At 31.3% G+C, this 26,546-nt stretch carries 29 protein-coding genes; 4 read left to right on the plus strand and 25 right to left on the minus strand.

Features of this window, described 5'->3' with window-relative positions:
- Positions 1-102 precede the first annotated feature (102 nt).
- The gene (locus tag H3S74_RS12145) at positions 103-309 is read left to right on the plus strand and encodes a hypothetical protein (protein WP_198247982.1); all 207 of its coding nucleotides are present in this window, start codon (positions 103-105) and stop codon (positions 307-309) included.
- Positions 310-635: 326 nt separating this feature from the next.
- On the opposite strand, the gene H3S74_RS12150 is transcribed toward H3S74_RS12145, so the two are convergent.
- From H3S74_RS12150 to H3S74_RS12160, 3 genes are all read right to left on the minus strand, one after another.
- Positions 636-1,367 (minus strand): hypothetical protein, encoded by a 732-nt coding sequence (locus tag H3S74_RS12150; protein ID WP_198247983.1) that lies wholly within the window; start codon positions 1,365-1,367, stop codon positions 636-638.
- Between the two features lie 61 nt (positions 1,368-1,428).
- Entirely contained in the window at positions 1,429-2,163 is a 735-nt protein-coding gene (locus H3S74_RS12155; protein WP_198247984.1) for a conjugal transfer protein TraL, read from the minus strand.
- Positions 2,150-2,557, minus strand: a complete 408-nt coding sequence (locus H3S74_RS12160) for a hypothetical protein (protein ID WP_198247985.1) — start codon at positions 2,555-2,557, stop codon at positions 2,150-2,152. Before H3S74_RS12160 ends, H3S74_RS12155 begins: the two co-directional genes overlap by 14 nt.
- 314 nt (positions 2,558-2,871) lie before the next feature.
- Here H3S74_RS12160 and mobC point away from each other — a divergent pair, with 314 nt between their 5' ends.
- Both mobC and H3S74_RS12170 read left to right on the plus strand, forming a co-directional pair.
- On the plus strand, positions 2,872-3,219 hold the full coding sequence (gene mobC, locus H3S74_RS12165; protein WP_198247986.1) for a plasmid mobilization relaxosome protein MobC: 348 nt from the start codon (positions 2,872-2,874) through the stop codon (positions 3,217-3,219).
- On the plus strand, positions 3,209-6,601 hold the full coding sequence (locus tag H3S74_RS12170; protein WP_198247987.1) for an LPD7 domain-containing protein: 3,393 nt from the start codon (positions 3,209-3,211) through the stop codon (positions 6,599-6,601). The genes mobC and H3S74_RS12170 overlap by 11 nt, the downstream gene beginning before the upstream one ends.
- Positions 6,602-6,634: 33 nt before the next feature.
- On the opposite strand, the gene topB is transcribed toward H3S74_RS12170, so the two are convergent.
- From topB to H3S74_RS12280, 22 genes are all read right to left on the minus strand, one after another.
- Complete coding sequence (topB, locus tag H3S74_RS12175; protein ID WP_198247988.1) at positions 6,635-8,881, minus strand: type IA DNA topoisomerase; 2,247 nt, start codon at positions 8,879-8,881, stop codon at positions 6,635-6,637.
- A gap of 11 nt (positions 8,882-8,892) precedes the next feature.
- Positions 8,893-9,513, minus strand: a complete 621-nt coding sequence (locus H3S74_RS12180; protein ID WP_198247989.1) for a TrbM/KikA/MpfK family conjugal transfer protein — start codon at positions 9,511-9,513, stop codon at positions 8,893-8,895.
- Between the two features lie 14 nt (positions 9,514-9,527).
- Positions 9,528-11,315 (minus strand): type IV secretory system conjugative DNA transfer family protein, encoded by a 1,788-nt coding sequence (locus H3S74_RS12185; protein ID WP_198247990.1) that lies wholly within the window; start codon positions 11,313-11,315, stop codon positions 9,528-9,530.
- Positions 11,308-12,315, minus strand: coding sequence for a P-type DNA transfer ATPase VirB11 (virB11, locus tag H3S74_RS12190; RefSeq protein WP_198247991.1), 1,008 nt, complete (start codon positions 12,313-12,315; stop codon positions 11,308-11,310). The genes H3S74_RS12185 and virB11 overlap by 8 nt, the downstream gene beginning before the upstream one ends.
- Positions 12,316-12,356: 41 nt before the next feature.
- Positions 12,357-13,538, minus strand: coding sequence for a type IV secretion system protein VirB10 (gene virB10, locus H3S74_RS12195; protein WP_198247992.1), 1,182 nt, complete (start codon positions 13,536-13,538; stop codon positions 12,357-12,359).
- Positions 13,531-14,295, minus strand: coding sequence for a TrbG/VirB9 family P-type conjugative transfer protein (locus tag H3S74_RS12200; protein ID WP_198247993.1), 765 nt, complete (start codon positions 14,293-14,295; stop codon positions 13,531-13,533). The genes virB10 and H3S74_RS12200 overlap by 8 nt, the downstream gene beginning before the upstream one ends.
- Before the next feature lie 10 nt (positions 14,296-14,305).
- On the minus strand, positions 14,306-15,082 hold the full coding sequence (locus H3S74_RS12205) for a virB8 family protein (RefSeq protein WP_198247994.1): 777 nt from the start codon (positions 15,080-15,082) through the stop codon (positions 14,306-14,308).
- Positions 15,082-15,234: a hypothetical protein gene (locus tag H3S74_RS12210; protein ID WP_198247995.1), complete on the minus strand. Its 153-nt coding sequence runs from the start codon at positions 15,232-15,234 to the stop codon at positions 15,082-15,084. The genes H3S74_RS12205 and H3S74_RS12210 overlap by 1 nt, the downstream gene beginning before the upstream one ends.
- Positions 15,235-15,247: 13 nt before the next feature.
- A complete protein-coding gene (locus tag H3S74_RS12215; RefSeq protein ID WP_198247996.1) occupies positions 15,248-16,219 on the minus strand; it encodes a type IV secretion system protein in 972 nt (323 codons plus the stop codon).
- Positions 16,220-16,233: 14 nt separating this feature from the next.
- On the minus strand, positions 16,234-16,908 hold the full coding sequence (locus H3S74_RS12220) for a type IV secretion system protein (RefSeq protein ID WP_198247997.1): 675 nt from the start codon (positions 16,906-16,908) through the stop codon (positions 16,234-16,236).
- Positions 16,909-16,926: 18 nt separating this feature from the next.
- Complete coding sequence (locus H3S74_RS12225) at positions 16,927-19,308, minus strand: hypothetical protein (protein WP_198247998.1); 2,382 nt, start codon at positions 19,306-19,308, stop codon at positions 16,927-16,929.
- On the minus strand, positions 19,280-19,651 hold the full coding sequence (locus H3S74_RS12230; RefSeq protein ID WP_198247999.1) for a VirB3 family type IV secretion system protein: 372 nt from the start codon (positions 19,649-19,651) through the stop codon (positions 19,280-19,282). The genes H3S74_RS12225 and H3S74_RS12230 overlap by 29 nt, the downstream gene beginning before the upstream one ends.
- A gap of 99 nt (positions 19,652-19,750) precedes the next feature.
- On the minus strand, positions 19,751-20,035 hold the full coding sequence (locus H3S74_RS12235) for a hypothetical protein (RefSeq protein ID WP_198248000.1): 285 nt from the start codon (positions 20,033-20,035) through the stop codon (positions 19,751-19,753).
- A 22-nt stretch (positions 20,036-20,057) separates the two neighbouring features.
- The gene (locus H3S74_RS12240; RefSeq protein WP_198248001.1) at positions 20,058-20,720 is read right to left on the minus strand and encodes a lytic transglycosylase domain-containing protein; all 663 of its coding nucleotides are present in this window, start codon (positions 20,718-20,720) and stop codon (positions 20,058-20,060) included.
- 124 nt (positions 20,721-20,844) lie between these two features.
- Entirely contained in the window at positions 20,845-21,144 is a 300-nt protein-coding gene (locus tag H3S74_RS12245) for a hypothetical protein (protein WP_198248002.1), read from the minus strand.
- A gap of 1 nt (position 21,145) precedes the next feature.
- Positions 21,146-21,349: a hypothetical protein gene (locus H3S74_RS12250; RefSeq protein WP_198248003.1), complete on the minus strand. Its 204-nt coding sequence runs from the start codon at positions 21,347-21,349 to the stop codon at positions 21,146-21,148.
- A 963-nt stretch (positions 21,350-22,312) separates the two neighbouring features.
- Complete coding sequence (locus H3S74_RS12255) at positions 22,313-22,756, minus strand: hypothetical protein (protein WP_198248004.1); 444 nt, start codon at positions 22,754-22,756, stop codon at positions 22,313-22,315.
- 3 nt (positions 22,757-22,759) lie between these two features.
- Positions 22,760-23,410, minus strand: coding sequence for a ParA family protein (locus tag H3S74_RS12260; protein ID WP_198248005.1), 651 nt, complete (start codon positions 23,408-23,410; stop codon positions 22,760-22,762).
- Positions 23,411-23,756: 346 nt separating this feature from the next.
- The gene (locus H3S74_RS12265; RefSeq protein WP_198248006.1) at positions 23,757-24,509 is read right to left on the minus strand and encodes a tyrosine-type recombinase/integrase; all 753 of its coding nucleotides are present in this window, start codon (positions 24,507-24,509) and stop codon (positions 23,757-23,759) included.
- 324 nt (positions 24,510-24,833) lie between these two features.
- Positions 24,834-25,331, minus strand: a complete 498-nt coding sequence (locus tag H3S74_RS12270; RefSeq protein ID WP_198248007.1) for a hypothetical protein — start codon at positions 25,329-25,331, stop codon at positions 24,834-24,836.
- A 99-nt stretch (positions 25,332-25,430) separates the two neighbouring features.
- A complete protein-coding gene (locus tag H3S74_RS12275; RefSeq protein ID WP_198248008.1) occupies positions 25,431-25,616 on the minus strand; it encodes a hypothetical protein in 186 nt (61 codons plus the stop codon).
- Positions 25,617-25,627: 11 nt separating this feature from the next.
- Positions 25,628-25,870, minus strand: a complete 243-nt coding sequence (locus tag H3S74_RS12280; protein WP_198248009.1) for a hypothetical protein — start codon at positions 25,868-25,870, stop codon at positions 25,628-25,630.
- A gap of 274 nt (positions 25,871-26,144) precedes the next feature.
- Here H3S74_RS12280 and H3S74_RS12285 point away from each other — a divergent pair, with 274 nt between their 5' ends.
- Positions 26,145-26,504, plus strand: coding sequence for a hypothetical protein (locus tag H3S74_RS12285; protein ID WP_198248010.1), 360 nt, complete (start codon positions 26,145-26,147; stop codon positions 26,502-26,504).
- Positions 26,505-26,546: the final 42 nt, after the last annotated feature.

Below are 26,546 nucleotides of genomic sequence, written 5' to 3' on the forward strand. Positions count from 1 at the left end.
TTTTTGATATAATAACTACAAGTTGAATGATTAACGTTCAATGAGTTTAAACCTTACATTAGGGTTTATGAATTTAAATATCTCTCTACAGAGGAAATTAATATGATTAATTTAAAAAGTTATGCCAATTCTATTATTTATGCTCTTGAATTAAAAAAACAAATAAAAGCACAACCATTAAACGGTAAACAACTGGGAATAGTTTTATCATATATTGAAGAGTATCTAATCAATAAAAAATCAGGAATTAAAGGAACTATTGAAATTTTAAATCAAGATGAAAACGAACTAGAATTAGAATTTTTATAATAGAATAAGCCCTTTTAGGGCTTATTTTTATTTTTTGCAAAACTTATCAAAATCATCTTTCATTGAATCTAAGATTTTATCATTATATTCTTTATTAATTCTATTTGAATATAATTTTATGGATGTTAATAGTATCATTGATAGAATAGTAGATAAAATTATATTAATTATAATGTTATTGTTTTTTTCTATGATAAAAAAATAAATAATTTCTATTACAATTAATATTTGTATAAAATTGGTGTTTTTACGTTTGAAACAAAACCATGAAAGGATAACTATTGATATTATATTGATTATTTCTAAAAATAATAATAAATCACTCATCAATTTTTATTCCTCAGCTCATTATCGATAGATTCAATTATAATTGTTTCTATCTTTTTGCTATTTTTAGGGTCAAATTCTTTTTTTATAGTTTCGAATCCTTTATATAATCCTATTTGGTATGCTATTTCATTTGATTTATTGTTAACATTATTTGAATAAAACATTGCTAACATCACCACTAATAGTACTAAATTTATTGATATCAAAATAGTATTAAATATTTTTTGATTTTTTGATAATTGAACTGTCGAATAATGATTATTTGATGTTATGTTTAATGTCTCTTTTGCTTCATCTATTTTTTTATCAATAAATGAATTGAAACTAGAAATTATTTGATTATTTAATTCTAGTGTTTGTGAGCTAAATTCATTTTTAAATTGTTTTAGTTCATTGTCGAATGCCTCGCCGATCAAAGCTATTTTTTCACTAAAGTCATTTAAACTGCCGTCAATTGCATTACCAATTTGTTTAGGAATATTATTTAATGAATTAGTAATCATTACAGAGTAATAGTCCATTACGTTTTTTTGAGCCAGAACAACTGCGAATATTGGATCATCAGCACTTAATCTAATTCTTAATTTATCGAAGCTATCTAAAATAACATTTCTAATTAATAAGTTGAATTCTTCATCTGTTAACCCGAATCGGGCTGTCAATTCCTCTTTTTTTTCTTCTATTGAATTTATTAGTTCTGTTTTTTCTTCTAACATTTCAGTTTGCATAATAAATAGTCCTTTAAAAAAAGGTTAATGCTGCAATCATAGATTGCAGCATTAACAAAAATTATTCTGATTGTGGGTCAAATAAATCATCTAATTGTAAATAAACTTCAGTAAATACTTTATTTAATCGATTTTTCGACATTAACCCGAATTCGTTTGACTTTTGAGCTTCTTCATTTGTCATGCGAGCTTTTGTTAGTTTTTCTAGGTCATCATTAAATGCATCTGAATTACGATTATGAATTGTAATAATTGCAGCTGTTTTATCGCTTACTAACTCACTGTAACCAGCTGGAATTTCAATTGAACCCTGAAATTCATTCAACCAGATTACGAGTTTTACATTTGACGATTCGGTTATTAATTCGTATAGGCTCATTAAACCCTGTAATGTGTCTGTTTGTGACTGACCGCCGACGATGACAGTATGAATGTATACAGGTCTATTTAAACTATCAAAAATAGATACAATATCGTTATCGTTTATGTATTTCATCATTGGAACAAAAGTTGATGCTCCGTTATCAATAACAAAAGTTGTTTTTTGCTCTGCTATGATTTTTTCAAAAATAGCATCAAATTTTGATTGTATTATTGCGCCGTCCCGTAATATCTCGATCTGTGCAGCTCCAATTCGTTTTATGCTTGCAAATGATTGATTAACGGGATCTGTATCGGCTCCGCTCATTTTTATTTTTTTAAAGTCCAGGAAATATTGAGCTAAAATTGATGATAGAAATGATTTACCTACACCGCCTTTACCTTGTAAAACAATATTTATACTATTCGATTTCATTACTTTGTCCTTGTTTCTTTTTGATTAATAGTTCTTGCAATCGTTCATCAGCGGCTTTTCTTTCGCTACTGTTGTTATGAATTGTCTTATTAACTGATAATGCACTAAAGCAATTAGTTGTATTATTATCCTGTATTACCTCCATTGATGTTTTTTTTCTTTTGTTTGAACGTCTAGCCCTATAAATTAAATTTTTAAAATGAGTAAAACTAATATCATCATTAGTAAATACATATTTATGTATTAATTTAATTGTTACATTTTGAGCTATACATATGTTTATAGTGTTTATGTGTTTATTAATGATCCCTTGTAGCATTCCTCGGCTATTAATCCGCTCTTCAATATCTTTTTTTAATGCTGATAAAGATTGTTCTAATTCTTTTTTATTCATTTGATAACCCCGCTTTTGTTTTGGAATTATACATAAAAAAAATACAAATGCTATCTATTTGATATCTTTTTGCTATCTAAATGCTATTTTTTTGATGCCTAATCGCTATCTATTCGCTATCTTTTTGCTATCTTTTTATTTTTTTAACGTCACTTATATTTGTGATATAATATACACTATATTTATGTTAGGCACGACAGCGATGTATACAAAAATTTGTATAATCGACGTGCGAAAGGGAAATCCCTTTCAAACCCTAGTTTTACTAAGAGGTAGACGTATTTTTAATCTCTACGAGCTGAATACTAATTAATATGAAAAATAAGAAATCAAAAGTGATTAGCTTTAGGCTAACTGAAGAGCAATACAAACCTTATGAGGCGCTTTTAGAAAAGAGTTCAAAAAGCCCCTCTGAATTTTTTAGAGAACTCTTTTTATCTAAAGAAAAAAATATAAGTGTCATTTTTAATGAAAGTAAGCCAATCGATTACTTTCATCTTTTGCGTGAAATAAACAAAGCGGGGAATAATTTAAATCAGATAGCGAGACATTTTAATTCAGCTAATAAAGCTAATATCATTACGGATGATTTATTCAAAAAGGGAATAAATCTGTTAATTAACATAAATACGATGCTAAAAAACTTAGACGATGATAGTTAGATTTGGTGGTGGTAACAGCGGGATAGCTGAATATCTTGAAAAAGGAATGAAGCAGGGTCGATCAGCGTCAAGAGATGAATTGGATCAGAGATTGATATTAGAAGGAGATTTAGAGTTTACAAATAGAATTATTAATTCAATACCAGACCGTGGACAAGAGCGTTATTTGCATATAACTCTGTCATTTCGTGAAGACGAAATGAACAATGAACTATTGCAAAATGTTGTTAATGATTACCGTGAATTACTGATGTCTGCGTATGCTGAAGATGAATATAATTTTTATGCGGAAGCCCATTTGCCAAAAATAAAACGGGTAAAAGACAAACGAACTGGTGAAATGATTGATCGCAAACCACATGTACATATTGTTATTCCTGAATTAAATCTTTTAACATTAAATAAATTATCGCCAGTGGGATTGGTGGATCACCACGTTAAATATTTAGACTCGATCCAAGAATATATAAATCAAAAATATGAACTAGCTACACCAAAAGATTATGTCAGAAATACTGATTTACATCATGCCAATGTTTTAGCTCGAATAAAAGGTGATTTTTTTGGAAAAAAACAATCTGAACTAAAAACACAACTTGTTGATGAAATCGAAAAGGGGAAAATAAATTCAATTGTTGAATTTACAGATCGTTTAAAAGAATTCGGAACTATTAAAATTAGAAATGAGGGTAAACAAAATCAATACTATGCAGTGAAAATTGAAGGCGATAAAAGATTTACAAATTTAAATCATCCCATTTTTAATGAAAATTTTATACTTAATAAAGTATTACCATTTTATAAACCTGATATTCAGCAAATAACAGCAGATATCCAGGAATGGAAAAGTCGAGTTAGTCGTGAAATTAAGCATGTTAATTTTGCGACAGAATCTTTTCGCAAACGTTATGCAACAGCATCAAATAATGACAAGAAACAATTATTAATTGATAGAGAAAATAGCTATGAAACAAAATACAGACAAAAAATCAATCTTTCAACGAGACGACGAACGAGTGATTACAAGTCAAACCTTAATTACATTAAACAAAGAAGGGAAAAGAGGTCTTTTACCCGAAAGACAAGCAGCTTGTCAGGTTTGTCCTATCGCAATCTGGTTTGTCGAAAAATTGAAGGAATCAGATACGTTAAAAGTTTATTGTCCAAAAATGAATTCATTAATTTACGAGACAGAGAATCCCGTGATAATACCAATTTGCGACGGTCTTTTTCAAGCAGAGCAAGATCTAATCGATCAAATGGAAGAAGAATAGATTATAGGTCATTTTTTCAAGTTCAAAAAGGAACACCTGGAAGTAAATTTGATAAGAATATTAATAAACGTAGTTTTGAAACAGAGTTCGATAAATATCTTAAAAATCGTAAAAATAAAAATAAAAATAGAACTCAAAAATTTAGTCAATCAAACATATTAGAGTTTACTAAAAAAAACCATGAATTAGAAATAAATAAAAAAATAGAATTAGCTAAATTTAAAGAAATTAGAAAAAATATAGATCCAAATTTATTTCTTGACCATTTATCAATAGTCTACGCATTAAACAAAAAAAATCATTTAATAACATATGCAAAAGACGGTAGCCCAAGATTTAGCGCAAATAAAAGAAATTTAAATGCGTCAGATTTTCTGACTAAATATTTAAATATGGATTGGCAAGAGGCTAAATCTGTTTTGTTATTTGTTTATAACAAACAAATAGATACTAATCAACAATCAAATATTACCAGGTTAAACATTCAAGATAATATTAAAAAATTTAATAATGCCGTACGACAGTTTGAAACAGATATCAACTTAGCCGTGCATAATTTAAATATCGACAATAGAAATTTATACAGATTAGAAAAAAGACGGATATATAAACGGTCTACAAACCAACGAATTCGTAATCAAGAACTGACTATAGCATCATTTAGAGCTATGCAGCGCCAAGAGCGAATAAATGAAATAGAGATGTTAGCAACTAGTACCATAAAACGTGAAACGCTATCATTTAGACAAACAGGAAATATTAAATTGGAGGAAAGTTATATGGCATTTAAGGAAACGTTAAATATAGCACTTGGTAATGAATTCGGCCGAATCGCACCAGGTGATGAACAAATAAGTTTTAGCGATAATTTTAAACAGCAACAAGTTACCTTACAGCGTAACCTAAAAGAACAGCAAGTCCAACAAGAAAAGCTGAACGAAAATGATAAATCAAATACAAAAAATCTATTCACTTTTAATTCAAAAGCGTTAGATGAAGTAATGAAACTGAATAATTTAGGTGTCGCAAAAAAACAAAATGGAGATATAGAATATAAAAGATTAGATGACGGAAAAACGTTGTGTACTGATGTCGGTAATCAGATGTTAATTTCAAAAGAAATGCAAACTCCAGAAAATATAAAAACCTTTTTAGAACTGGCTATTGATAAATATGGAAATGAATTAAAAATTAATGGTAATAATCAATTTAAAGAGTATGTAGTTGAAACCGCAGCAGCAAACAATTTACCAGTTATATTAAAACCAGCTTCATTACAAGATAAGTTAATCGAACGACGAAAAGAATTGCAGCTTGAGGCTAACTTGGAATCATTTGGAAGTATAACGAATGATGCTGGAATGAAAATTGATAAAGTAATTGAAACAAAAAAAGATAACTCAACTAAAGTTGAAACTGATAAATCAGTTGAAAAATCAGCTGAAGCTAAAGTAGATAACTCAACTAAAGTTGAAACTGATAAATCAGTTGAAAAATCAGCTGAAGCTAAAGTAGATAATTCAACTAAAGTTGAAACTGATAAATCAGTTGAAAAATCAGCTGAAGCTAAAGTAGATAACTCAACTAAAGTCGATAACATAACAGATGCTGAATCCAAAGCCATGCTTTTAGCAAGCATAGAACGACGAGCAACTAAAATAGCTGAAGAGTTTTTTAAAAATCCAACGTTAGAAAAACAAATGGAAATAGTTGACTTAAGAAGAAATTCAAATTTTGATAAAGCATTTCAACGAGCGGAAGAAGAATATTGGCGTCAAAATTCATCAATTAAGGCTGAAAAACATTTTGATGTGAAATTTAAATATGATAGGCAAGAATCTAAGTACAATGTCTTTGTAAATGGAGAATCAGCTAAAAAGGCAATCGAAAAAGATCCAGTTACATTATCTGTTTTACGAAGTCATCCTGACATTATGAAACATAAAGTTTCTATAACCGAGTTACAAAACGGTGCTATCAATAAAACAGAATCAATGAAGGGGGGAAACAGACCTCGGGATATGATATTAAATTCATCGGGACATAGAATTGTCAACGACAGCCAGAATCAAAGTCAAAACAACAAAAGCAAAGGGATTGAACGTTAATAGTTCATAATTACTCAAAATAAAAAAAGGTGATTAATCACCTTTTTTAATAGTTTTCTTTTTTTCAAACTCTAAATTAATTTTTTTACTTTTTTTATCTAGTATAAGTTTAGCAGAAAAATCTTTCCCTGCTTTTGATTTAAACCCTTTAATAAAGTTTGTTTTTCCATTTGTTAAGAGAGAAAATAATTGTGATTCATTAAGTTCTTTGCTGAATTGTGTTTGCCATATTGTCAACCCACATTCGCAAGAAATAACTTTAAAATTAATTTTTAAATTGCTATTACAACATGGGCATAGTGGGGCTGGGCGATTATTTAATGCGGGCAATGTGATTTTGCATTCAGGATAATTTGAGCAAGAAAAAAATTTATTATCTTTAAAAATTTTTAAGATCATCGTACCAGCGCCACATTTACAAGGTTGCCCTTTTGGTAATTCAAGATCTGTATTTAGAGACAACTTAATTTGTTCTTCTACAAATTTATCAATTTGATTAATAAAATCCTCTAGTTTTAACTTTCCTTGTTCGATATCACGTTGTTGTTCAAACCATACAGCAGTCATATCAGGGACAGTTACAATTTTGGGTAACGCATTGATAAAATTTATACCTTTTTCAGTCGGTACTAGTTTTTTTTGTTTATATTCGAAAAAACCTTTTGCGTTTAAATTGCTTATTATCTGAGATCGAGTGGCAGGTGTACCTATTCCTCCCTTTTCCTCGTCCCCTCTGTCTTCGTCTTTTTCGATCAATAAATTGCGGAGTAATGGGTCATTTACGTATTTTGATACACTTTGTAAATCTTGTAATAATGTTGCATCTGTATATAGAGGGAGTGGTCTAGTTTTATTTTTTTTAATGTTAGTATCATTACAAATTCCACTATCATTCTTTTCTAGACTAACAATATACTCAAAATCTACATTATCGATTTCATCTAGATCTGATATCAAATTTGACCACCCAGGCTCAGTAATATTTATTGAACTGGTTTTAAATTGATAGTTGCAACATTCAATCAATAACGTTGCTAGCTGATAAGTTTTGTCGGGTAAAAATTGTATAATATATTGTTCTACAATTAGGTTATATATGTTCGTTTCTTTATCTGATAAATTGCTGATATCAAATTTATCTGGAACAACGGGGATAATTCCTGTATGAGCTGTAACTTTCTTATCGTTGAATGCCTTACTTTTTCTCGTTGCGTCTACTATATCCCATGGTAATTTTTTAAACCAATTTTTTAAAAAATCAAGCGTTGCGGGTGCTGAAGCAAATTGCTCAGATGTTAAATAGCGACAATCAGAACGATTGTAAGTTATTGCCTTGTATTTTTCTCTTAATGATTGTGTTGCTTTTAGCGTTTCATCTGCTAGATAACCAAATTTATTGTTTGCCAATACTTGTAAATCGAGTAGTGAAAAAGGCAATGGTGCTTTCTTTGTTTTTGATTCAACTTTGCGATCAAGCACTGAAGCTGCTTTATTTTTACATTCACTCGCAATTTTATTGGCAATATTTTCATCAATTAATTTTTTTTCAGAATCAGAATTTATATTATCTGTTATTAACAGTCGTGCATTAATTTTTTTTTCTGAAAAATCAAATTCTGCACTAACATTATAATAATAACTTTCAATATGATTTTTATTTGCTAAAAATCTATTTACAATTAACCCCAAGGTCGGGGTTTGAACCCGACCAACAGAGTAAACCCCGTCTAGATTTTTAGATCTAGCAGCTAATGTATAAGCTCGGGTTAAATTAATACCAAAAATATAATCTGCTTGTGAACGTGCAAGTGCTTTATAATACATTCCGTCGTAATCGGAATCATTTTTTAAATCACTCATGGCTTTTTTTGCAGCATCTATATTTAAATCATTTAATAATAACCGTTTAACAGTTCCTTTGAAATTTGTGTAGTCTAAAATTTCTCTAATTAATAATTGCCCTTCATCATCTGGATCGCCTGCATTTATTACAATGCTAGCTTGTTTTAATAAATTTTTAATAGTATTAAATTGTTTTAATTTACCTGCAATCGGTTGCAGTTCTAAAGGTCTAATTTTTAATGGGAGATCTTCTGATTTCCAAATTTTATAATCTGGATTTATTTCCTCAGGTTTTTTTATCTCTAAAACATGACCCAATGCCCATGTAACAGTGTAATTTGATTTACATTCAATATACCCATCTTTTTTATTAATAACGCCGAGAGCCTCAGAAATTACTTGTGCCAATTGTGGTTTTTCAGCTATGATTAAATTCATCTATCCCTCGCTTATTTCCAACATTCTTTATCAATTTTGACATCTTTATATTTAATGTCATATTCCTGTTTCCAACGATTCCATTTTCTTGAAACTTCGACTTGTTCAAATCCTCTAGCCCAATCTTTAGCTGTATACCATTTTTTAGCATCACATACATACTTAGGTTTTTTTATTTGTGAAAACTCAGTAAACTCATGGTTATATAAATCATTACAAAAACCAGGCATATAAGATTGTACTCTTACCATTGTTATGCCATTGCGTCTCATAATTTCTGTTCTGCTATTCAATGTCTCAGCATCGCAAGCATATTCTTGATGTTGCAATGCTGTTGTTAGTGCTGACATTTTGGCGTTTTCGTTAGCTGCTGGGCATAGATCTAAAAATTTACGTCGTTTTTTTAAAGTATCTTTCCATTTTTTAGCACTAATACTAAAATATTTTTTTAATGGTGCTTTACATTCTGATAATCCTTTTCCTGTTGACGAAGACAGACATAATATAACTTCACAAGCTGTTCTTGTATCTCCTGTTAATGTATCAGCATCGGCTAATACAGTATTAGAATTTGTTAAGCTGGAAATTAGAAAGATAAATCCACTGATTTTTAATATATTTGTTTTCTTCATGATAATAAACCTCGTTAAAATAGAGTTGGTATTTCTGGTATATTTTTTACTGAAAATTCCTTACGTTCAGAGAAAATGGGTTCGTCAAAATAGATGATTTTATCAGCAATAAACGGCTTTACTTTTTCCATTATTATGAGTTCTTTTAACGATACCCCAGACTTGTGATTAATCGTGCCGAGATCGACAATTTCTTGTGGTAACATTAATGCTCTACGTTCTACTTTATCGCTAACACTGCGACTTCTTTTACCTCCCGAATATGAATAACTGACGGATTTAGAATTAACGGTTTTATAACCGAGTGTTTCACTAATTTGGTTTGTTTGAGAATTTACTTCTTTAGGTGGATAAATAAGCTGAACCATGCAATTTAAACGAATATTATTGGCTTTTTCTTTTCCGTAAATATCTTCCAGTTGTGAGTGTGATTGAACAATCATTAAATATCGTAAGTTATATCCAGCTGTATACGAGATTGCATCAGCTGCTATTTTTACTTCACCAAGAGCTGGAAATTCATCTAATACCAATAAAACCTGGTATAATAATGTTGGATCTTGATCTGGTAAAACTTGTGTATTTACAGATATTAATTGAGAAAAGAATAGATTAATTAATTTCGCATACATTATTAACCCATTCGGCGACAAGCCGATGTATATCGTTGTACGTTTTCGTCGCAAATCATTAAAATCAAAGTCGTTTCCACTCATTGCAGCCTTGCATGTAGGCGTTGCATAAATACCCATTTCAGCATTGAAACTAAGTAACACGGATTGTTGTCCATTTTCATGTAGTGCTAAGAATTTATTAAACTCAGCTAAACACGGGGCGGAAAGTGTGTACTCCCCCTCATCGTGAGCCTGAATTGCTCTTGTCATCACCCCTATATATCCGCCCTTTTCTCCTCCTAATTCTACTAATTTTGGAATTGTTACTTCATCTCTGCTTATTTCGCCCGCAGCTTCCAAATCCATTAGATATGCTGTCATACCTCGGGCAAAATTGGCTGCGGAATCATTCCACGGATCGCCTGCTTTAGGTGGAAATATTGTGGTAAATATTTGTTGGATATCGCTATCACGAAATTTCATATCACGACGAACGTAATGTAACGGGTTATAGCGGTGGCTTCTAACAACTCCATTTTTTCTAGCCTCTTCTGTTTCTGCGTAACCGTCAGGTGAAAATAAAAATATCTCTTGACCTTGTGATTTTCTGAATCCTGCGGTATAAACAAAATTTTCAAATTTTATATCAACAGTAACCGCACTATCAGGATAATTTAATAGATTTGGAATTACTATCCCAACCCCTTTTCCAGATCTCGTCGGAGCACCCAACATTACAAATTGTTGACCTGAAAAATGTAAATATTTTCCCTTATATTTACCTAATAATATTGACGGATATTTATTTTTCTTACGTGTTTTTGAATTTGGTAATAATCCTGATTTTCTAATTTCATTATCATTAGCAAATCTAGCATTACCATAAATTGCCTCTTTTGGTTTTTTAAAATAACCGTATAAAACAAATGCTGTAAAGATAATTGGAAACAATGCAATTAGAATACCAGCACCCGCAGCACCAAAAATTTTCAGTTTTACTAATAATGGTAACTTTTCACCCGAGTTTAATGCTAATTTAACCAAGTCAATAATTGAAATTGACGTATCCAGGTTTAACCATGATTGCGCTAATTCTTTTGATTGAGAAAAACCTATATAACTGGATATCGCTATTAATAATAATTCAATAAAAATAATAATTATTATTTTTATTTTTTTGTTACCCATACATTAACTCCAATTTTTTCTCGGGTTCGAAAAGTATCTCTGTCATGTAAGTGTTTTTGAAAAAACATGTTACATCTATTGCACTAGCTATTGTTTTAGAAATAAATTCTTCACTAAGAACTTTTCCCATTTCAGATTGCATAACAAGAGCTGTTAAACGTGATAATGTTGATTGAGCATCGTTAGCATGTGTTGATGTTACACTCCCATTGTGCCCCGTATTTAGTGCCTCAAAATAATTCCAAGTTTCATCTCCCCGCAATTCTGTTAATAAAATATGATCTGGTTTCATTCGCATTGCTGATTTGATTAACTCTTTTGGACTGATTCCGCCCGATTTTTGATAATCCGAGTCAAAAAATAAATGTAAATGATTTGGGTGATTTGGTAGAGTTACCTCATGCACGTCTTCAAGTGTTATTATGCGGTGATTAAAAGGAATTAAATCGACATATGATTTTGCGAATGTTGTTTTACCAGAACCTGTACCACCGACAGCAATAACATTCATATCATTTGCAGCTGCAATTTTGAAAAACTCCGAAAAATTTCCTTCTTTTTGTAGTTCTTTCATTTTTTTCATATGATCGGGAATAGTGCCTTTTATGTATGCATCAGCAACTTTTACAGTGCTGAATCGCCCCGAATTTTGATAGTCATCAACCGTAAAACGTGTTAACGACGGAGATCTTAGAGTGAATGAAATAGTATTATGTTCCGTTGCTGGAGATGTGATTATTTGCCCCCGTTCGCCTCCAGGTAGTGTGACTGAAGCAATGGGATTTCTTTCGTCAAACGGTAATTTTAAACCACTAAAAACGGTTAATGCATTTGCCAGGGCTTTTAAATTTGATAATGAACAATTGGGGGCATCTTTTGATTGCCACTCTCCATTACGCTCGAACCAAATTTGATTCCCTTGATTTACTGCTACTTCAGTAACACCGTCATATTGTAATACTTCTGTAATTCCTGTTTGATCTAACAACGAATACGCCATGATGGCGCGTTCGTCAGTATATTCAATTTTATTAGTAGTCATTATTTATCTCTTAATGTGTATATACTAGAAAAATCAATATCTCTAGCTACCAAAATATTTATTAATTGCCCTTGATTAGCATAACCAGTAGGTTGTATGCTAATGCTATTTTCTAATGCTATTTCAGCCATTCTGCCTGAATTTCTCTCGCTATTTTCATACACTACAGTATCTGATGATTTATTTTTTGTGGCAGCTTTTGATGCTGTGCTGATAGAATCTTGTATGAATGACAAAATGATTGCACCGCCGAACCGTTTGCCCCATTTTTCATCAACCCAAATATTAACTCCGCTAGCCCCCAAGCTATCAGTTCCTAAGCTGTCAATTCTTACTCTTACTCCGTGTGGAGTATCTATTTCAGACCAATTAACAAACGCCATGTTTTGACCTGTGATAATTGCCTTTTTCTGTTCTCCAAAGACTTTACTACCTCTTTCTATTAATAACGTTGAGCCGTCAGATGAAAAAATGTCTTTTGTAATTTGACAAATTAAAATACTCGGTTGATCTGTTACTAAACGAGTTTGTAGGGCACATGGGATCTGTGTGCCGTGAATCAACAATAAATTTCGATTATTTTTCATCAGTGTTGCTGAACCATTTGCATAAACTCCACCCGCTAGCATTTCATTTAATGCGCCGTCCTGTTGTTTAACTCTTTCTCCGCCAGATTTTGTTGTGTCTAACAAAACTAATGTATCTCCCGAAAAACGGCGTTCCTCAATTGTCATTTGTTGATCGCCTGTACCCTCTGAGTTGTTGACAGTTCCAGTTCCTTTTGGATTGATTGTTGCTAATACTCGTTCTTCTTCTTCCTGTCGTGCTAACCTTTCTCTTTCTTCTTTTTCTTTGCGGAGCCTTTCTTGTCTTTCTGCTTCTAGCTGTTTACGTTTTTCTTCTTCTTGTTGTCGCTTTATTTCTTCCATTTGTGCAGAAAGAGAATTATTATTGAGGGTGTTTGTTGACTGTAATGCCTCATCTTTCTTAAACTCAATTTCTTTTTTATCATTGCTATCAAAATTAAATATTGTCATTAATAATCCAATAAATAAGATTAATGCAGCTACCACGATGAAAATTGATTTAGCACTTTTACTATTCCGTTTAATACCTGTATTAATCGAGTTGCGATCTGGTTTTACATCATCAATGTCAACAATTTCTCCTTTATTAGTCATTAGCAATTCCTCTTATCTTGCCGTTCGTTGTTCCTGTGTTGTTAGTTCCTATTGATTTCAGCTTGTCAGTTTTTATACCAACAACCAGCTCACCCAGTCGCAGTCTATACTCTGGATTAACTTCATGAATAACAATAAACCCATTTTCAATATGACTATTAACGAGACCTTCCGACTTATCAGGAAATTTTTTAAATACAACGGGTAGATCGACGCCAGCTTTGATTGATATACAAGTAAATGTTCCATTGTCCCAAACTTCGACAGGTATTAATTCCTTATCGCCTTTTGCAAAATATCTATAGTTTTGAATATCGCCCTGGCATGGTTTACTCCATTCATTTTTGTCTTTTTTAAGGTCGGGATATGTAAACCTCACCCCCCATGAAGCAGCGTTTGCATCTTGAACACTTACCAAATTGAAAAGATAAGTTCTCTTATTTGTTACAATAGTTAAATTCGTATCAGGTTGGGGAGCCGCAGGACGCAGCCATACATTATTGCCTCTGATGTTAACTCTCCAAGCGGTCGGATCTCCTAGAGCTGCCCCGCCTGTATCGTCATTAATGTATTCTGAGGCGCTAAACTGTATTAAATTAGTGATACCAGGAGCTACATTTATTCTGGTAACATTATCTGGATTATAGATAACATTTTTTACTCGTTTGTCGTATCGAGTACTTTTGGGTATTGCTTCAGCCAATACTTCATTTGATATAAATAAACCTGCAAATAAAATAAATAATATCTTTTTCATTAAAATTACCTTAATTTCCCTTTGGTTTAATTAGATTTTCAGAATCAACACGATATCCCGTCACTTGAAAACCAAGCGGATTAACTCGTCTATCTTGCTCAAGCTCAATTTTATGTTTGTAATCATATGATACTGTTGCTTGCCAATATGTTGTTGGAATGGTCATGTCAGGCTCGCCATTTTGATTTAATACTTGTTTACTAAATCGAACCTGTCCAATTTGGCGTACAAATGCAACTGATAAAATTTGTACTTTTATTTTTTTATTTTGAGAAAATAAATTTACAGGGGAAACAGGGCTAGTTATATAATTATGGTATTCGCTAAATAATGTCGGAGATGTCATTAATTTAACGGCATCATATGATGTCTGTGCTAGTTGCCAGTCGTAACTTTCTCTTTCAACGATGAACCTAGCCAACCAATATTTGTCTAGTTCTTCACCATATGTTGTTTCATTAGCGTCCTTTAACGGTTTAACAATATCGGTATAACCAGTATTGTTATCCACTCGAATTGCAAATGGCTCTACACGTTTTAATGGTGTTAATAATGCAACTGCAATAACTGAAGCAAGACCAATTAATACGCCACCAAAACCAAACGCTATACCTATTTTTGCCATTTTTTTATGAAACAAAATTCTATCATTTTCAAATCTGGTTACTTGTTCAAAATGTTTTTTTGTTCGGCTTTTTGCCTCTCTATTTTCTTTTGAACTCAACTGAATATTTTCATCATATTTTTCATCCAGAATTTGTTTTTTATTTTTATTAAAAAATTTCATTACTTATCTTTCTCCAGCTTTCCATTATCTTTATAGTACTGAGGATCGTTAATTTGTTTCCAATCGCCTTTTGGTTCAGACGGCTGTGGTGGCGTTCCTGAACATGCCGTAAGTAAAATGATTGAAATTGAAATTAAAATTAATTTTTTCATTGTTTTTCACCTTTTAACTAGCTTTTCCTTTTCCTCTAATTTTATTCCATGCGCCAGACGCAGCCCTTTTAGCTGAATTTCCAGCTTTTGAGCCAACAAATCTAGCAGCTTTATTTATACCGACGGCTCGAGCAGCTTTTGAAAATCCACTACTACTAATCGTGAATGGAGAAATACCGATTCCGCCCGTTAACGTTGAAACAAGAGAGGGGATTTGATTAATTGCAATTACTATAATAATGGTCGACAATAAAATTGTACCAGCTCCACCGATCATCTCCTTTGGCGATGCGCCATTTACAGCTGTTGACTGTATAACTGCACCTGCTATTGTTGCAGCAACTGAATACATAACATTTAATAAAATATAATTTAATGCTAATCCTGTGTATGACGTAAATAGTCCACGAGTACTCGGAAATGCAGAAAAGCAAAAAAATATAACGCCGACTGACAATAAAAGTGTCACCATTACTTTTGCTATTAATAAATTAATGGCAATAAATAATGTGAAAATCGTTTGACTAAGCCATAAAGCAAACCTTTCTGGTGCATATTCAGCCCACACACCAATGTAAGTCTCTGTAAATCCGATATCGTCTAAACGATCTCTTATTACTTGTAGTGGTGCTTCGAATATTTCATAAACGGTATCTACCGCAGAAAGGCTTCCTCCACTACTACCTGTTAATGACGCTGCAATTTCATCACCAGCATTTAAAACAAACGGAATAACAAAATCGTAATAATATCTACCGCCGTATGTAAAAGACCCAACGATTGCAAATACTAACATTGCATTAACCATTTCCTGGTAAATGAAATCTTTTTTTGTATATAGTTGATAAACTAAAAACAAAACGTATAGAAGAAAACATGACATTACCAATGGTTTAATAGCTGAAGCAATAGCCATGGCGTTATCTGCTATTGGCTCTTCAAATTTTGTTACCATGTGGTCGTAGATATCACCGACAAAACTCATTGTAACCTCGACTGTTATTTATACTTGTTTCTATAATCTTTTGCAGCTTGTCGAATAGATTGCCGAAAGTTTTCATTTTCCGCATTAACTGTAATCTGATGCTGCGCTTTAAACTGAACTTCAGATTGCACTAGAGCTGCCTGCTCTTGTGAAAATTCGAGTTGTAATAAAGCCAGTTTATTAGCAACATCTTGTTTTTGAGCTGGTGTTGTTGCTGCATCACTTAATGCCTTAATTTGCTGTAAACTTTTTAATCTATTTATAGTGTTCTGATAATTTTTTTCGGTTCGTTCTGTGAATGCCATAAGTCCGTCAAAATTCTTTTGTAATCCTTCATTATCAGTTTTTAGACCATATTTATCTCTTAATCCTGTTATTGTCATTCCCTCTGTTAAAATGTCCTGAGCATTTTTTGGTAATGAATTTAAAAACTGATCATTATTAATTACATCTCCAAGCTTCCAGTTACCTTCCAACCTCTTTTTTGTATCATTTGCAAATTGTTGAGCTTGTTTAATTTGATCCTTTAATGCACTTAATTGCTCTTTTAATTGAGCTAATGTTTTTAAATTTTCCGCTATTGTTGTTGCAACATTAACCGCATCAACAGTGGGAATACCAGCCGATAAAGCATTATTTGAAAATAATAATGCTGTTACTAAAGCTAAGACTTTTATTTTTGTTTTCATATTTTAACCACCTTATAATTATGATTTATTTATATTTTTTAATTCTTCCATTCTTTCGAGAAAAATTGGAATCCATACATCAGGATCGTCTCCGTGCTCTGATCTAATCTTTTCACATTCAATTTGTCCTTTGACTGAACCAGAAATAATCGGTAAATACTTTTTACAATTTGATAAATCAAATGAAGCCAATGTAGTTGACCCACTTTGTTTAACTAGAAATTTTCGACTTTCTTTATCTAATTTCTTTAAAATGTAAAAATCTTTTTTAGTTAAACCGATGCTTTCATAACTGTTTTTGTATTCTGCGTCGGGGTTAGGAAGCATAATTTTTGTTGACGTTTGCTCTACAATTGGTGCAAATATGTTTGAATTAATTGCATCAGCTGGAGACTGTGATACCAAGCCAAGAAACTCTCCAGTTAACCGACCTGTTTTTAATGTTCTTTTTATCATTTGTTCTGTAGTTGGATAGCTACATGGTATGTAAAATTCCTCAACTATAGATAACAATAAACGTCCTGATTTTTTCATTAACTCTTTATAATATAGAAGGGCAGAGAATAAAGGATCTGTACCTTCGTGTCCTAGTGTTTCAAGAAACGTTGTTGTATCAAATCCGATTTTGTCGAACGAATGTGGGTTAAATAAATTTTCAGGAGAATCAACAACCCAAGCGAGTTCTCCGCCCTCGCTAGATGACCATTTTCGCAAACGAATATACAAAGAAGAACCAGCAGGAATAACTTGTAATAAACGCCCAAATCTGCGATGTTGGACGGGTAATTTCATAACGGCATCTACGGCATTTTTTAGTGTCATCCTATCTTCGTCTGAAATTAAATTATTATGATCCCGTGCACAAGATGTGACCCATGCGTATAGGAATTGTAATAATCCGCTGCTTGCGTCTTCTTCTAGTTGAAAGGGATTAATTCCAGTGAAAACACCACTTTCAAATGTAAAATATTTTGCTCCATACGCTCTCATATAAAGTTCTGTGGAACGCTTATAATCGATAACGAATAACTGAGGGTTAAAACGTTGTAAAAATGCTACTATTGTAGCCTCAAGAGTAGTTTTCCCCGTTCCTGTTGCACCTAGCATTAAAAAATGCCCTGCGATAAATTCACCAATCACATTTTCTTTCATTGGGGAGTAATGTGTATTGAAATAATATAAACCCTGCGTCGGGGTTTTCAGGGGCATAATTGCAGTACCATCGCCAATCGGATTCCCGTTTTCTTTTCCATTTGAATAATTATGTAATGAAAAACCACAGATAAGATTTGTACTGGCTCTCACAGATGATAAAGGACGATATGTTGAACCAGGCATAATGCTTAAAAACGCATAAAGAGATTCAATTGATGCTCTTGACCACCTGGCACCCTTACCTCTATCAGTAAAGCTGCTTATTACCTTTGAGCCATTATCAATTGCGGATTTCGGAGTATTACCAAAAACTAAAATTGATGCCTGATAATCACCAAAAGCTATTTCACCAGAACTTAAATAAGCTTTGGCATCTTCTAATTCTTCTAATTGATAGCTTGCACTATCACCCGAAGAACTTAATTTATTTTCCTGAATTTCAATGGCTCTTATTGATTTTTGAGCAGTAGAATAAATAAATGACTGAGATAAAATAAATTCATACGGAAGCTCTAGTAAAAAATCCCACATACCGCACGATGTTCGAGCTGGATAGCCCTTTAAAAAGTATGCAGTTCCGAATTTTGAACTAGTGCTTTCCTTATTTCTAATTTCTAGATAATCATAATTGAAAAACCAATCACTATTACAAATGGATTCTAAAACTTCATTATCATTTAATGTAATAGAATCACGTTGACTATTTAATAAATAAGATAAAAATTCATTATTTTCACAAATGCTAACAGAATCATTTATATCTAATATTTTTAATACGTTTCCGTCATATCGATTAGTTAAAGTGTTTGTTAATGAAAAAATATTATTACATTGAGCTATTCCGTCATTTAGGTCACTGTACTTTAGAACAAATGTTATAAAATAACTGGTTTTGAAAAAATTTTGATTTTGAAAGCCTTCTAAATATTTATCTGTAAATTCTTGAATAAATTTACTGTCAAATTTATATGTTTGTTTTAAAGTTTGTTTTCTTTTTACAATATGTGTCCATATTGCTAAATTTCCTCCGTACTCTTTCCCTAGGCTGAGGAAAAAATCATCTAAACCAGTGAAATAACTTTTTAATTCATCATCTGATACAGACGTAAAGGGGGTACCTTCGCATTCTATAGTAAATAAAAGTTTGTCTCCACCGACCGTTATTACATATTCATTAATATTTGTTCTATAACGAGGGAGTAAATTTTCAATTGCATTACCTTTTTTTAAATTGTCTATTCGCATTGTATACTCTTCTAATCTTATCATTACTTGTTACATAAATGACGGGGTTTCCCTGCACGATTTTTAATACAATGGCTCTAAATCTCCATTTTATAAATGCTAGTGCATTAGGGTCATCTTCACAGATTAATTTGATAAATATCAAAAAAATTATCCCTATCGACGGTAGTATTGCAGATACATAACCGCCAAGCCCCATAAATAACCCGCCAAAAAAACTAGCTATAATAAATAATGCTGTGAAAATACCTAAAACCATGGGTACACCATAAACCATGGCAGGTCGATTCATCCCGTTAAACGAAGGGAATGAATCATCATATTCATCCTGTTCATCACTCATATCTATTTTTCCTAATAGTAGTTCTGTTTTCTCATTCCTAGATGTCCTGAACCCTTACCAAGATAGAAGCCTAGAAAGTTCTAGGCTAAATATTTATTTTTAACTCCAAATACTCCATGCGTAGATACCTAATGCCACTGCACCACCAGCGATAGCGCAGTACAATACCGCCATAGCTACATCGCCCCACCCTTTCCTTCCTAAGTAAGCCATTGCTATATTAAAAATAATATATCCACTAGCTACGACAGCGAGCCATTTGTAACCGCTAGCCTTAAAATCAGTAGTTGCTTGTATACCTGAATCTAACCCACCAGCTAAAACCACTTCGGGCATAAAAAGCATTGAGCATATTGTCACTAGATACAACAAAGGTTTTATCATTATTTAATGTCCTCTTTTTTAATTAAAAATTACTAGGGTAGTCTTCAAAAATATCCCACGATTTAACTTTTAGTCTTTGTGAATCATGGGGTTCGAAGTCGTTTTGAGTTGTTGAAACTGAATCTTCTTCAGTTTCATTCAAAGGTTTTATTGCGGGAACTTTATAATTTTTAGCTATTGAATTATTGATTCTATCAACATATGATGTCCCGTTATTTTCTGTTTTAAAGCCTGTAATTTCATTACCAGAATAATAACAAGATGACGCTATCCGTAATAAATCCTGTTCATTTGTACCAGGATTATTTTTTTGAGCTAACGAATAACAAGATTTAAATATTGCAGCTCCTGTTTCAATGTTTTTACATGTATTAAACATGTTATCGTTATTAATACCATATGCGCTAAAATTAGCGCTATTTATCTGCATTAGACCAACTGAAAAGCTTTTGTGATTAGATTTATTTTGTAATTCAGTAATAATTTTCAATGCTTCTGATTCAGAATTAGGCTGTTCAAATGTAAGCTTCTCTTCTTTTTTGACGTTTTTATCGTAAACAATAGCGATTGCGTAAGGATTCCGCTGACTTTCTACACTAATTAATGTATTTAACGTCTCTGGGGCAACATCGGGGGCACATTGAGCAAATAGTGCAAATAAAACTTTAGCAGATAAAGCAGGCATAATAACATAAATCCTTAATTATTTTAGAAAAGTATTGCTTTCAAAAGCTCTATTATGTATAATAGAGGGGCGTTTTTTTATAAATAAAAAAACGGTATAACCTTGTTAAACCTAAAAATTAAAATTAGTTTATTTTAGAAAAATTTACTCCTTTAGTATTCTTGAAATTTTTATTTTCATCAAATTCACCCAACAAATTTCCTTTTGAATCGTAAAGTTGATTTTTATTTTTTACAGTTGCAGATACTGTGAACTTTTTACCATCGAAAATTTCAGTAGTAAATTTATAATCAGAATCATTCGATTTTTCTATTATTAACAATAGACCACTATCGGCTTTATATTGTCCCTGGTAATTAGTTTTATCGCCACATGCTGCTAATCCAATGGTCAAGAAGAAAAAAATGACTATTTTTTTTATCATATTATTTTACTCCTTCTTTTTTTTTAAACTCTTGAGTTATTAGATCTGCTGTTTCCATATTTAAATGTTTATCAAGAACAAAGTTAAAAATCTCACTGACTTTAACAATTCTGTTACACTGATTGCTAACATTTAATGCAATTGCTTCAGCAATGGCTTTTCTTGTACCTGTAATGCGTAACGTTGTACTACTACTCGATGACATTTATCCCCCCCATTTCGTAAATAAATCGTTAAAATTATACGCACTATTAAGTATTAAGTAAATTATAAATTTGTGTATTTAAAATTAAGAACAAATTGATCCTATTTATCTTGTTCAGATCTTTATGCGATCATTCTAGTTTGAAAAAAAATTGAATAAAATTAGTAGGAAGAAGTGGAAATAAATGGTGCTGATAATAAATTGAGATCTAATTCTTGATCTTCTAATAAATTTGCGTACAATAAATGAAAATTTAATTTGAGATTTAGAATGAATTCAAGTTCTAAATCATGATTAAAGAATGTAGAAAGAAAAAAAGCCCACATAGTGAGCTTATTTTTTGAGATTGGAACGTTGGTAGCGTTCTTAATCTCGTCGCAGTTATGTAAGTTTGAGAGACCTAACTGCTAAAATTCAGATACAATTATACAGACTTTTGTTATTTTTACAAGAGTTTCATCTAGATTTTAGCGATTTTTATTATTAAAAATCTGTCATTATAACTCTCGTCTTACCTCTAATTTGCATCTACTTAAATCCTCAATAATATTGCACAATATTTGGAATCATGTGAACAGTCGGTATTGTGTTGAGAGGAGGCATTAGACGGGCAGCCATAGTGCAAACGACGAGGACAATATAGTCTACGTAAGAATTCAGGACATCTAGGAATGAGAAAACAGAACTACTTATAGATATAGAGTTCAGGTTTTGTTCGAATAAACTTATATGATTGTATTCTATCGCAGGTCAGGCGGGGCATTTTAAATTTGTGGAAACTCAATTTAAAATATAAATGCGATAGCGGGTTTTAACCGTTAAACACTAAATAAATTAATAAATTTGGCGGGGCGAACCTGGGGTGAGCGATTAGTCCTACACGTACTTGTGGGGGGAGGGGGGGGACTGCCTAGAATTTAGAATTCTTCTACTTCCATTGCTATGCCCTCCTCTCCTTTGGCGTCAGCTAAAATTTTTATATTTTGTGATATCCATTTTTAGGTAATTTTTAGCATAATTTAGTAAATATAGCAGTACCACACCTTTTATACCTATATTGTAGCCTAATGATTTATAACTCTTACTTAATGATTTTAAGTTATCGTGAGATGTCATCACTTTTTGTATTGACATCTCTATTCCGTGCTTTTTATCATAAATAAAATTAATATATTCATTTAAAAATGATGTACTAACTTCATTGGTATTTGTATATAAAATTGATTGCCAAATAAGTTGACCTATTCTTAAATTGGTCATTTCTAATAGTTTACTTATGAACTCTTTTTGAGTTTGACCTAGTGATAGTCTGAAATGTGTTATTTTTCGTCCTGTTGTTTTTACGATCCCCCCATTATTAGCTCCTTTTAGAAACGCATTTTTATCTAATTTTTCAATCTTTTTCATATTTTACTCCGCTATAATGAAATTAATTATTTTTTTAATTTCATGTTGTGATTTATTTTCGTTTACGTCAAAACATGTTCCACCGTTACTATAAATAGTCTTCAGCAGCTTTCTACTGTAAATAAAATCGTTTATAACCTTTATATTTTTATCTTTATTGGGTAAGAAATCTTTTAATAATTCCAATGCTTCAACGGCTTCTTTATCTTTTGCATGAGTTGAACAGTCATTTAATAAGTAGTATATCTTTAACTTTGGATTAAATTTTATTGCTTGTTTTAATATGTCGTAATGTTGACTCACTGTGTCTAATGCTGCTTGAGTTGCTTGTAGCGGTGCTATAACTATGTCTGACAATAATAATAATTCTCTTCCTGTTTCAGTGTCAGCTCCAGCAGAATCAACGAATATATAATCGAATTGATTTTTATATATTTTTAAATCTTCAGGATTGGCATCTAATAAACTAAAGTTGTTATTGTACGAATTATTTTCATAACGCCTAATAGACCATGTTTCTATGCTTTTTTGAGGGTCACAATCCATGACACCAACTTTTTTTGAGTTACTTTGATTGCAAATAGCTCCTACAAATTGAGATAGTAATGTTGATTTACCTACTCCACCCTTTACACTATCAAATAATATTATCATATTTTATCTCCTTAGTTTTGAAGCTAAATACTATCACTAAATAAACAAAAATACAAACAAAAAAACAAACAAAAATAATAACAATTCTATTGCTTTTTACTTTATTGTAATAAAAATATTATTATGCAATAATAGGATGCTATCTTGATGATAGCTATAATATTTCTATTTCATTTCCTTTTTAGCTTTTTGATTAATATTTAAACCGATAAATAACCCAATTTGATAAGTTGGGTTATTTAATTTTTGTTCGCAGAAATTATTTTTAGTTGATAAAAATATTGATAGTGAAATGATGTGATTTAATTATTACTTATTATATTATAAGTAATATATTTTTGTTTTTTTAAAAATTTACGTGTGATAAATCATTTTCGAGATGAAATATCTTTGTATATTTTCGTGTATTTTCAATACGGGAATGTCCAAGATATTTTTGTATTATTCGTTCATCAACATTATTATATACGAGATTCATCGCACATGAATGCCGGAAAGTGTGAGGTGTCACTTCGAACGGAAAATTCACGTTATTTTTCTCTGCAATGGACTGAACTTTTTTAATAAATCTATATGCCTGAAATCGAGTATAGTTAAATAGTAGCTGATTCTGACCTGTTTTATTAGTGACAATGTAACGTCTCAAATCGTCAATAAACAAGCTCTGTGATTCATTTTGTTTAGATATCTGAATGTGCCGAACTCCACGTGCACTTTCATAAATTGGGCTTATTCGTTTTATTCCGTTTTCATCAATCAATTCAACTTTTTTAACTAATTTACGTTTTTTTTGTGTGGGTAACGTCATTAGACATGAATCTATACCAAATATAAAATTTGAGGGTGTTACTAGAAGAGCTTCAGTAATTCTTGAACCTGTTACCCACAAAAACTTCAATAACATCAATTCATTGTAGTTTTCAACAAAACTAAAAAACTGCTTAACTTCATGCTCAAGTAAATACTGAGGTGCATCAACATCGAATTTAATCAACTGATTGCGTCTCTCTATCATTTCTAGTTGCTGTTGTTGTGTAAATTCGATATGCATCAATTTTTTAAAATCATCTAATGATAAATTAGCTAACTGATTAATCATTCTTTCTTTTTCTCTTTTTGTGTATAATGCTTCAGCATCAATGACAGTAAATTTACAGTACTTTTAGCACATATAAAAATACAAAACCAAATCATAATCTGAAATTCTGTTCTGAAACTGTTGTTCATAATAAAGTAAATAATAATTATTGAACTTATAAACTCAATCACATTAATAAACACGTCAAATTTCATTTTTATCTCACTTATAAAAATTATTACTTATTTAATTCATATTTAGTAACAGAAAAAAATTTATTATTACAAACAAGATAGATACAATTACCAATATTTTTAACTTAAATTTTATCTTTTTCATTTTTTATTACTTATAAAAATTATTACTTATATTAATATTGTTATCGCACGACCATTCATTTTGATTTTCACTGACTGTTTCATCAATTTTAACTAGTCGACAATGATTTTCGTCTCTATATGTACTCCACTCAATAGATGAAATACGATTTCGTTTTATTTGAATATTATTATCACATTTAAATTCACCATTATGGCCAGTGTATTTACAGTTGAATTTTTCTTTGAATTGCTCCCATTCTTCATAATTTAAGTTATTTACCTTTTTAATAATTTTTAGATCATCTTTACATATCATCTCAACATTATTATTTTCAGAATTAATCATCTCACATTGAATTGTTTCGTTTTGCTTATTTTTACCATTATCCATAATTATAATCGGAGCAAAAAATGGCATCACAAGCAAACTACAATATCCAAAAAATAATAAATGTTTTTTGGCTGCTTTTAACTTCTTAATTAATTTTCTCATTTTTTTGTTCTTTTTGATTTTCAAATTCATACTACCGCCCTTCGGTTGCTCAACCTCAAAACATAATGGTAGCAAGTCCCATCATGTTTTGACGTTACGATCTTAGTTGTTTTATTTTTTATTTTTTATTTATTCACAACGTTCAATCCTAAATTCTCGTGCATCACATTCATCACTATCGACGGGTACTGCGGAGGCGTACAAAAGGGGATCTTGTTTTAGCAGTTCTAGTGCTTTTTCTTCACTATCTGCTTCAATTTCAAATCGATAAACATTTTCAACGGGAATAACAAAAGTACCAATATATTTTTTCATTTCTTTTTCCTTTAGTTTTTACATTTTATTTTAACATTAATCTCAACTTTTCTGATGATGTCATTCGGTTTTACAATGCCGTAGCCCAATTCATAGAGTTTGTCATCAATATTTCTAATATCATTAAAATAACCACTACTGACTAAATATACAGCATCTTTGTTATTTTGTATTAATTCTACAATACGACCTAAAGAGCAATGGTTTTGAGCTTTAGATCGAAAAATTATCAAATCACCATTATTCAATTCCATGTTTCCTTTCCTTATTGTTTAATTTTTAAGCATCAGTGCTCGATGCCGCAAAAATCCCTAAAAAAATACTGTTTGATTAAAAAATAGTCAATTATTTAAAAATATATCGCACAATCGATACAAATATGTTTGAACGGTGCGGATTTAGTGCTATAATACTCTCATGGTTTGATAAGTCAAGTGTCTAATTAAACAAACAAAAACCCCAAAAAATGGGGGGCTAACAAAATAACTGTTCTGTGCGATTTGGAACAAAAAATGAAAGGATGAAAAAATGGATAAAAAATTACAACTTCAACTTACAGATGAAAATCAAACAAATATTTTGATGTCATTTTATTGTGAACTTCTAGAGCACGGTTTTTCATTCAAAGTTTATGATGGTGAGCTATTTCATGATGAGTGTTCATTAGACGATATATTAGATTTATATCATGACCTGGACGTAATGCACATTCATGTTCAGAAAGACGACTATAAGGGGTGCGCTTCATTTATATTCGGGAACGGTGAGGACGGCGTTTATTGTATGTATGATTATTCATGTTCATTAGAAAATTTGATACCCCGAACTTTAGCATTTATTGAACGGTTAGCAAATGAAAGATGTGAAAGGCTCGGGCTAGATTATTGAAAATAAAAAATCGCCCTTCGGGGCGGTTTTGAATAAAAGATG

It is taken from the genome of Gilliamella sp. W8126, assembly GCF_016102185.1.
Taxonomy (GTDB): domain Bacteria; phylum Pseudomonadota; class Gammaproteobacteria; order Enterobacterales; family Orbaceae; genus Gilliamella; species Gilliamella apis_A.

Bases quoted from the DNA above. Each gene is read 5' to 3' on its own strand.
- mobC (WP_198247986.1), top strand. From the start codon at position 2,872: ATGAAAAATAAGAAATCAAAAGTGATTAGCTTTAGGCTAACTGAAGAG.
- H3S74_RS12200 (WP_198247993.1), bottom strand. From the start codon at position 14,295: ATGAAAAAGATATTATTTATTTTATTTGCAGGTTTATTTATATCAAAT.
- H3S74_RS12265 (WP_198248006.1), bottom strand. From the start codon at position 24,509: ATGATTAATCAGTTAGCTAATTTATCATTAGATGATTTTAAAAAATTG.
- H3S74_RS12185 (WP_198247990.1), bottom strand. From the start codon at position 11,315: ATGGGTAACAAAAAAATAAAAATAATAATTATTATTTTTATTGAATTA.
- virB10 (WP_198247992.1), bottom strand. From the start codon at position 13,538: ATGACTAATAAAGGAGAAATTGTTGACATTGATGATGTAAAACCAGAT.
- H3S74_RS12245 (WP_198248002.1), bottom strand. From the start codon at position 21,144: ATGATAAAAAAAATAGTCATTTTTTTCTTCTTGACCATTGGATTAGCA.
- H3S74_RS12275 (WP_198248008.1), bottom strand. From the start codon at position 25,616: ATGAAAAAATATATTGGTACTTTTGTTATTCCCGTTGAAAATGTTTAT.
- H3S74_RS12205 (WP_198247994.1), bottom strand. From the start codon at position 15,082: ATGAAATTTTTTAATAAAAATAAAAAACAAATTCTGGATGAAAAATAT.
- H3S74_RS12170 (WP_198247987.1), top strand. From the start codon at position 3,209: ATGATAGTTAGATTTGGTGGTGGTAACAGCGGGATAGCTGAATATCTT.
- topB (WP_198247988.1), bottom strand. From the start codon at position 8,881: ATGAATTTAATCATAGCTGAAAAACCACAATTGGCACAAGTAATTTCT.
- H3S74_RS12280 (WP_198248009.1), bottom strand. From the start codon at position 25,870: ATGGAATTGAATAATGGTGATTTGATAATTTTTCGATCTAAAGCTCAA.
- H3S74_RS12230 (WP_198247999.1), bottom strand. From the start codon at position 19,651: ATGAGTGATGAACAGGATGAATATGATGATTCATTCCCTTCGTTTAAC.
- H3S74_RS12220 (WP_198247997.1), bottom strand. From the start codon at position 16,908: ATGAAAACAAAAATAAAAGTCTTAGCTTTAGTAACAGCATTATTATTT.
- H3S74_RS12145 (WP_198247982.1), top strand. From the start codon at position 103: ATGATTAATTTAAAAAGTTATGCCAATTCTATTATTTATGCTCTTGAA.
- H3S74_RS12155 (WP_198247984.1), bottom strand. From the start codon at position 2,163: ATGAAATCGAATAGTATAAATATTGTTTTACAAGGTAAAGGCGGTGTA.
- H3S74_RS12225 (WP_198247998.1), bottom strand. From the start codon at position 19,308: ATGCGAATAGACAATTTAAAAAAAGGTAATGCAATTGAAAATTTACTC.
- H3S74_RS12150 (WP_198247983.1), bottom strand. From the start codon at position 1,367: ATGCAAACTGAAATGTTAGAAGAAAAAACAGAACTAATAAATTCAATA.
- H3S74_RS12180 (WP_198247989.1), bottom strand. From the start codon at position 9,513: ATGAAGAAAACAAATATATTAAAAATCAGTGGATTTATCTTTCTAATT.
- H3S74_RS12285 (WP_198248010.1), top strand. From the start codon at position 26,145: ATGGATAAAAAATTACAACTTCAACTTACAGATGAAAATCAAACAAAT.
- H3S74_RS12235 (WP_198248000.1), bottom strand. From the start codon at position 20,035: ATGATAAAACCTTTGTTGTATCTAGTGACAATATGCTCAATGCTTTTT.
- H3S74_RS12160 (WP_198247985.1), bottom strand. From the start codon at position 2,557: ATGAATAAAAAAGAATTAGAACAATCTTTATCAGCATTAAAAAAAGAT.
- H3S74_RS12250 (WP_198248003.1), bottom strand. From the start codon at position 21,349: ATGTCATCGAGTAGTAGTACAACGTTACGCATTACAGGTACAAGAAAA.
- H3S74_RS12260 (WP_198248005.1), bottom strand. From the start codon at position 23,410: ATGATAATATTATTTGATAGTGTAAAGGGTGGAGTAGGTAAATCAACA.
- H3S74_RS12215 (WP_198247996.1), bottom strand. From the start codon at position 16,219: ATGAGTTTTGTCGGTGATATCTACGACCACATGGTAACAAAATTTGAA.
- H3S74_RS12240 (WP_198248001.1), bottom strand. From the start codon at position 20,720: ATGCCTGCTTTATCTGCTAAAGTTTTATTTGCACTATTTGCTCAATGT.
- virB11 (WP_198247991.1), bottom strand. From the start codon at position 12,315: ATGGCGTATTCGTTGTTAGATCAAACAGGAATTACAGAAGTATTACAA.
- H3S74_RS12210 (WP_198247995.1), bottom strand. From the start codon at position 15,234: ATGAAAAAATTAATTTTAATTTCAATTTCAATCATTTTACTTACGGCA.
- H3S74_RS12255 (WP_198248004.1), bottom strand. From the start codon at position 22,756: ATGAAAAAGATTGAAAAATTAGATAAAAATGCGTTTCTAAAAGGAGCT.
- H3S74_RS12270 (WP_198248007.1), bottom strand. From the start codon at position 25,331: ATGAATTTGAAAATCAAAAAGAACAAAAAAATGAGAAAATTAATTAAG.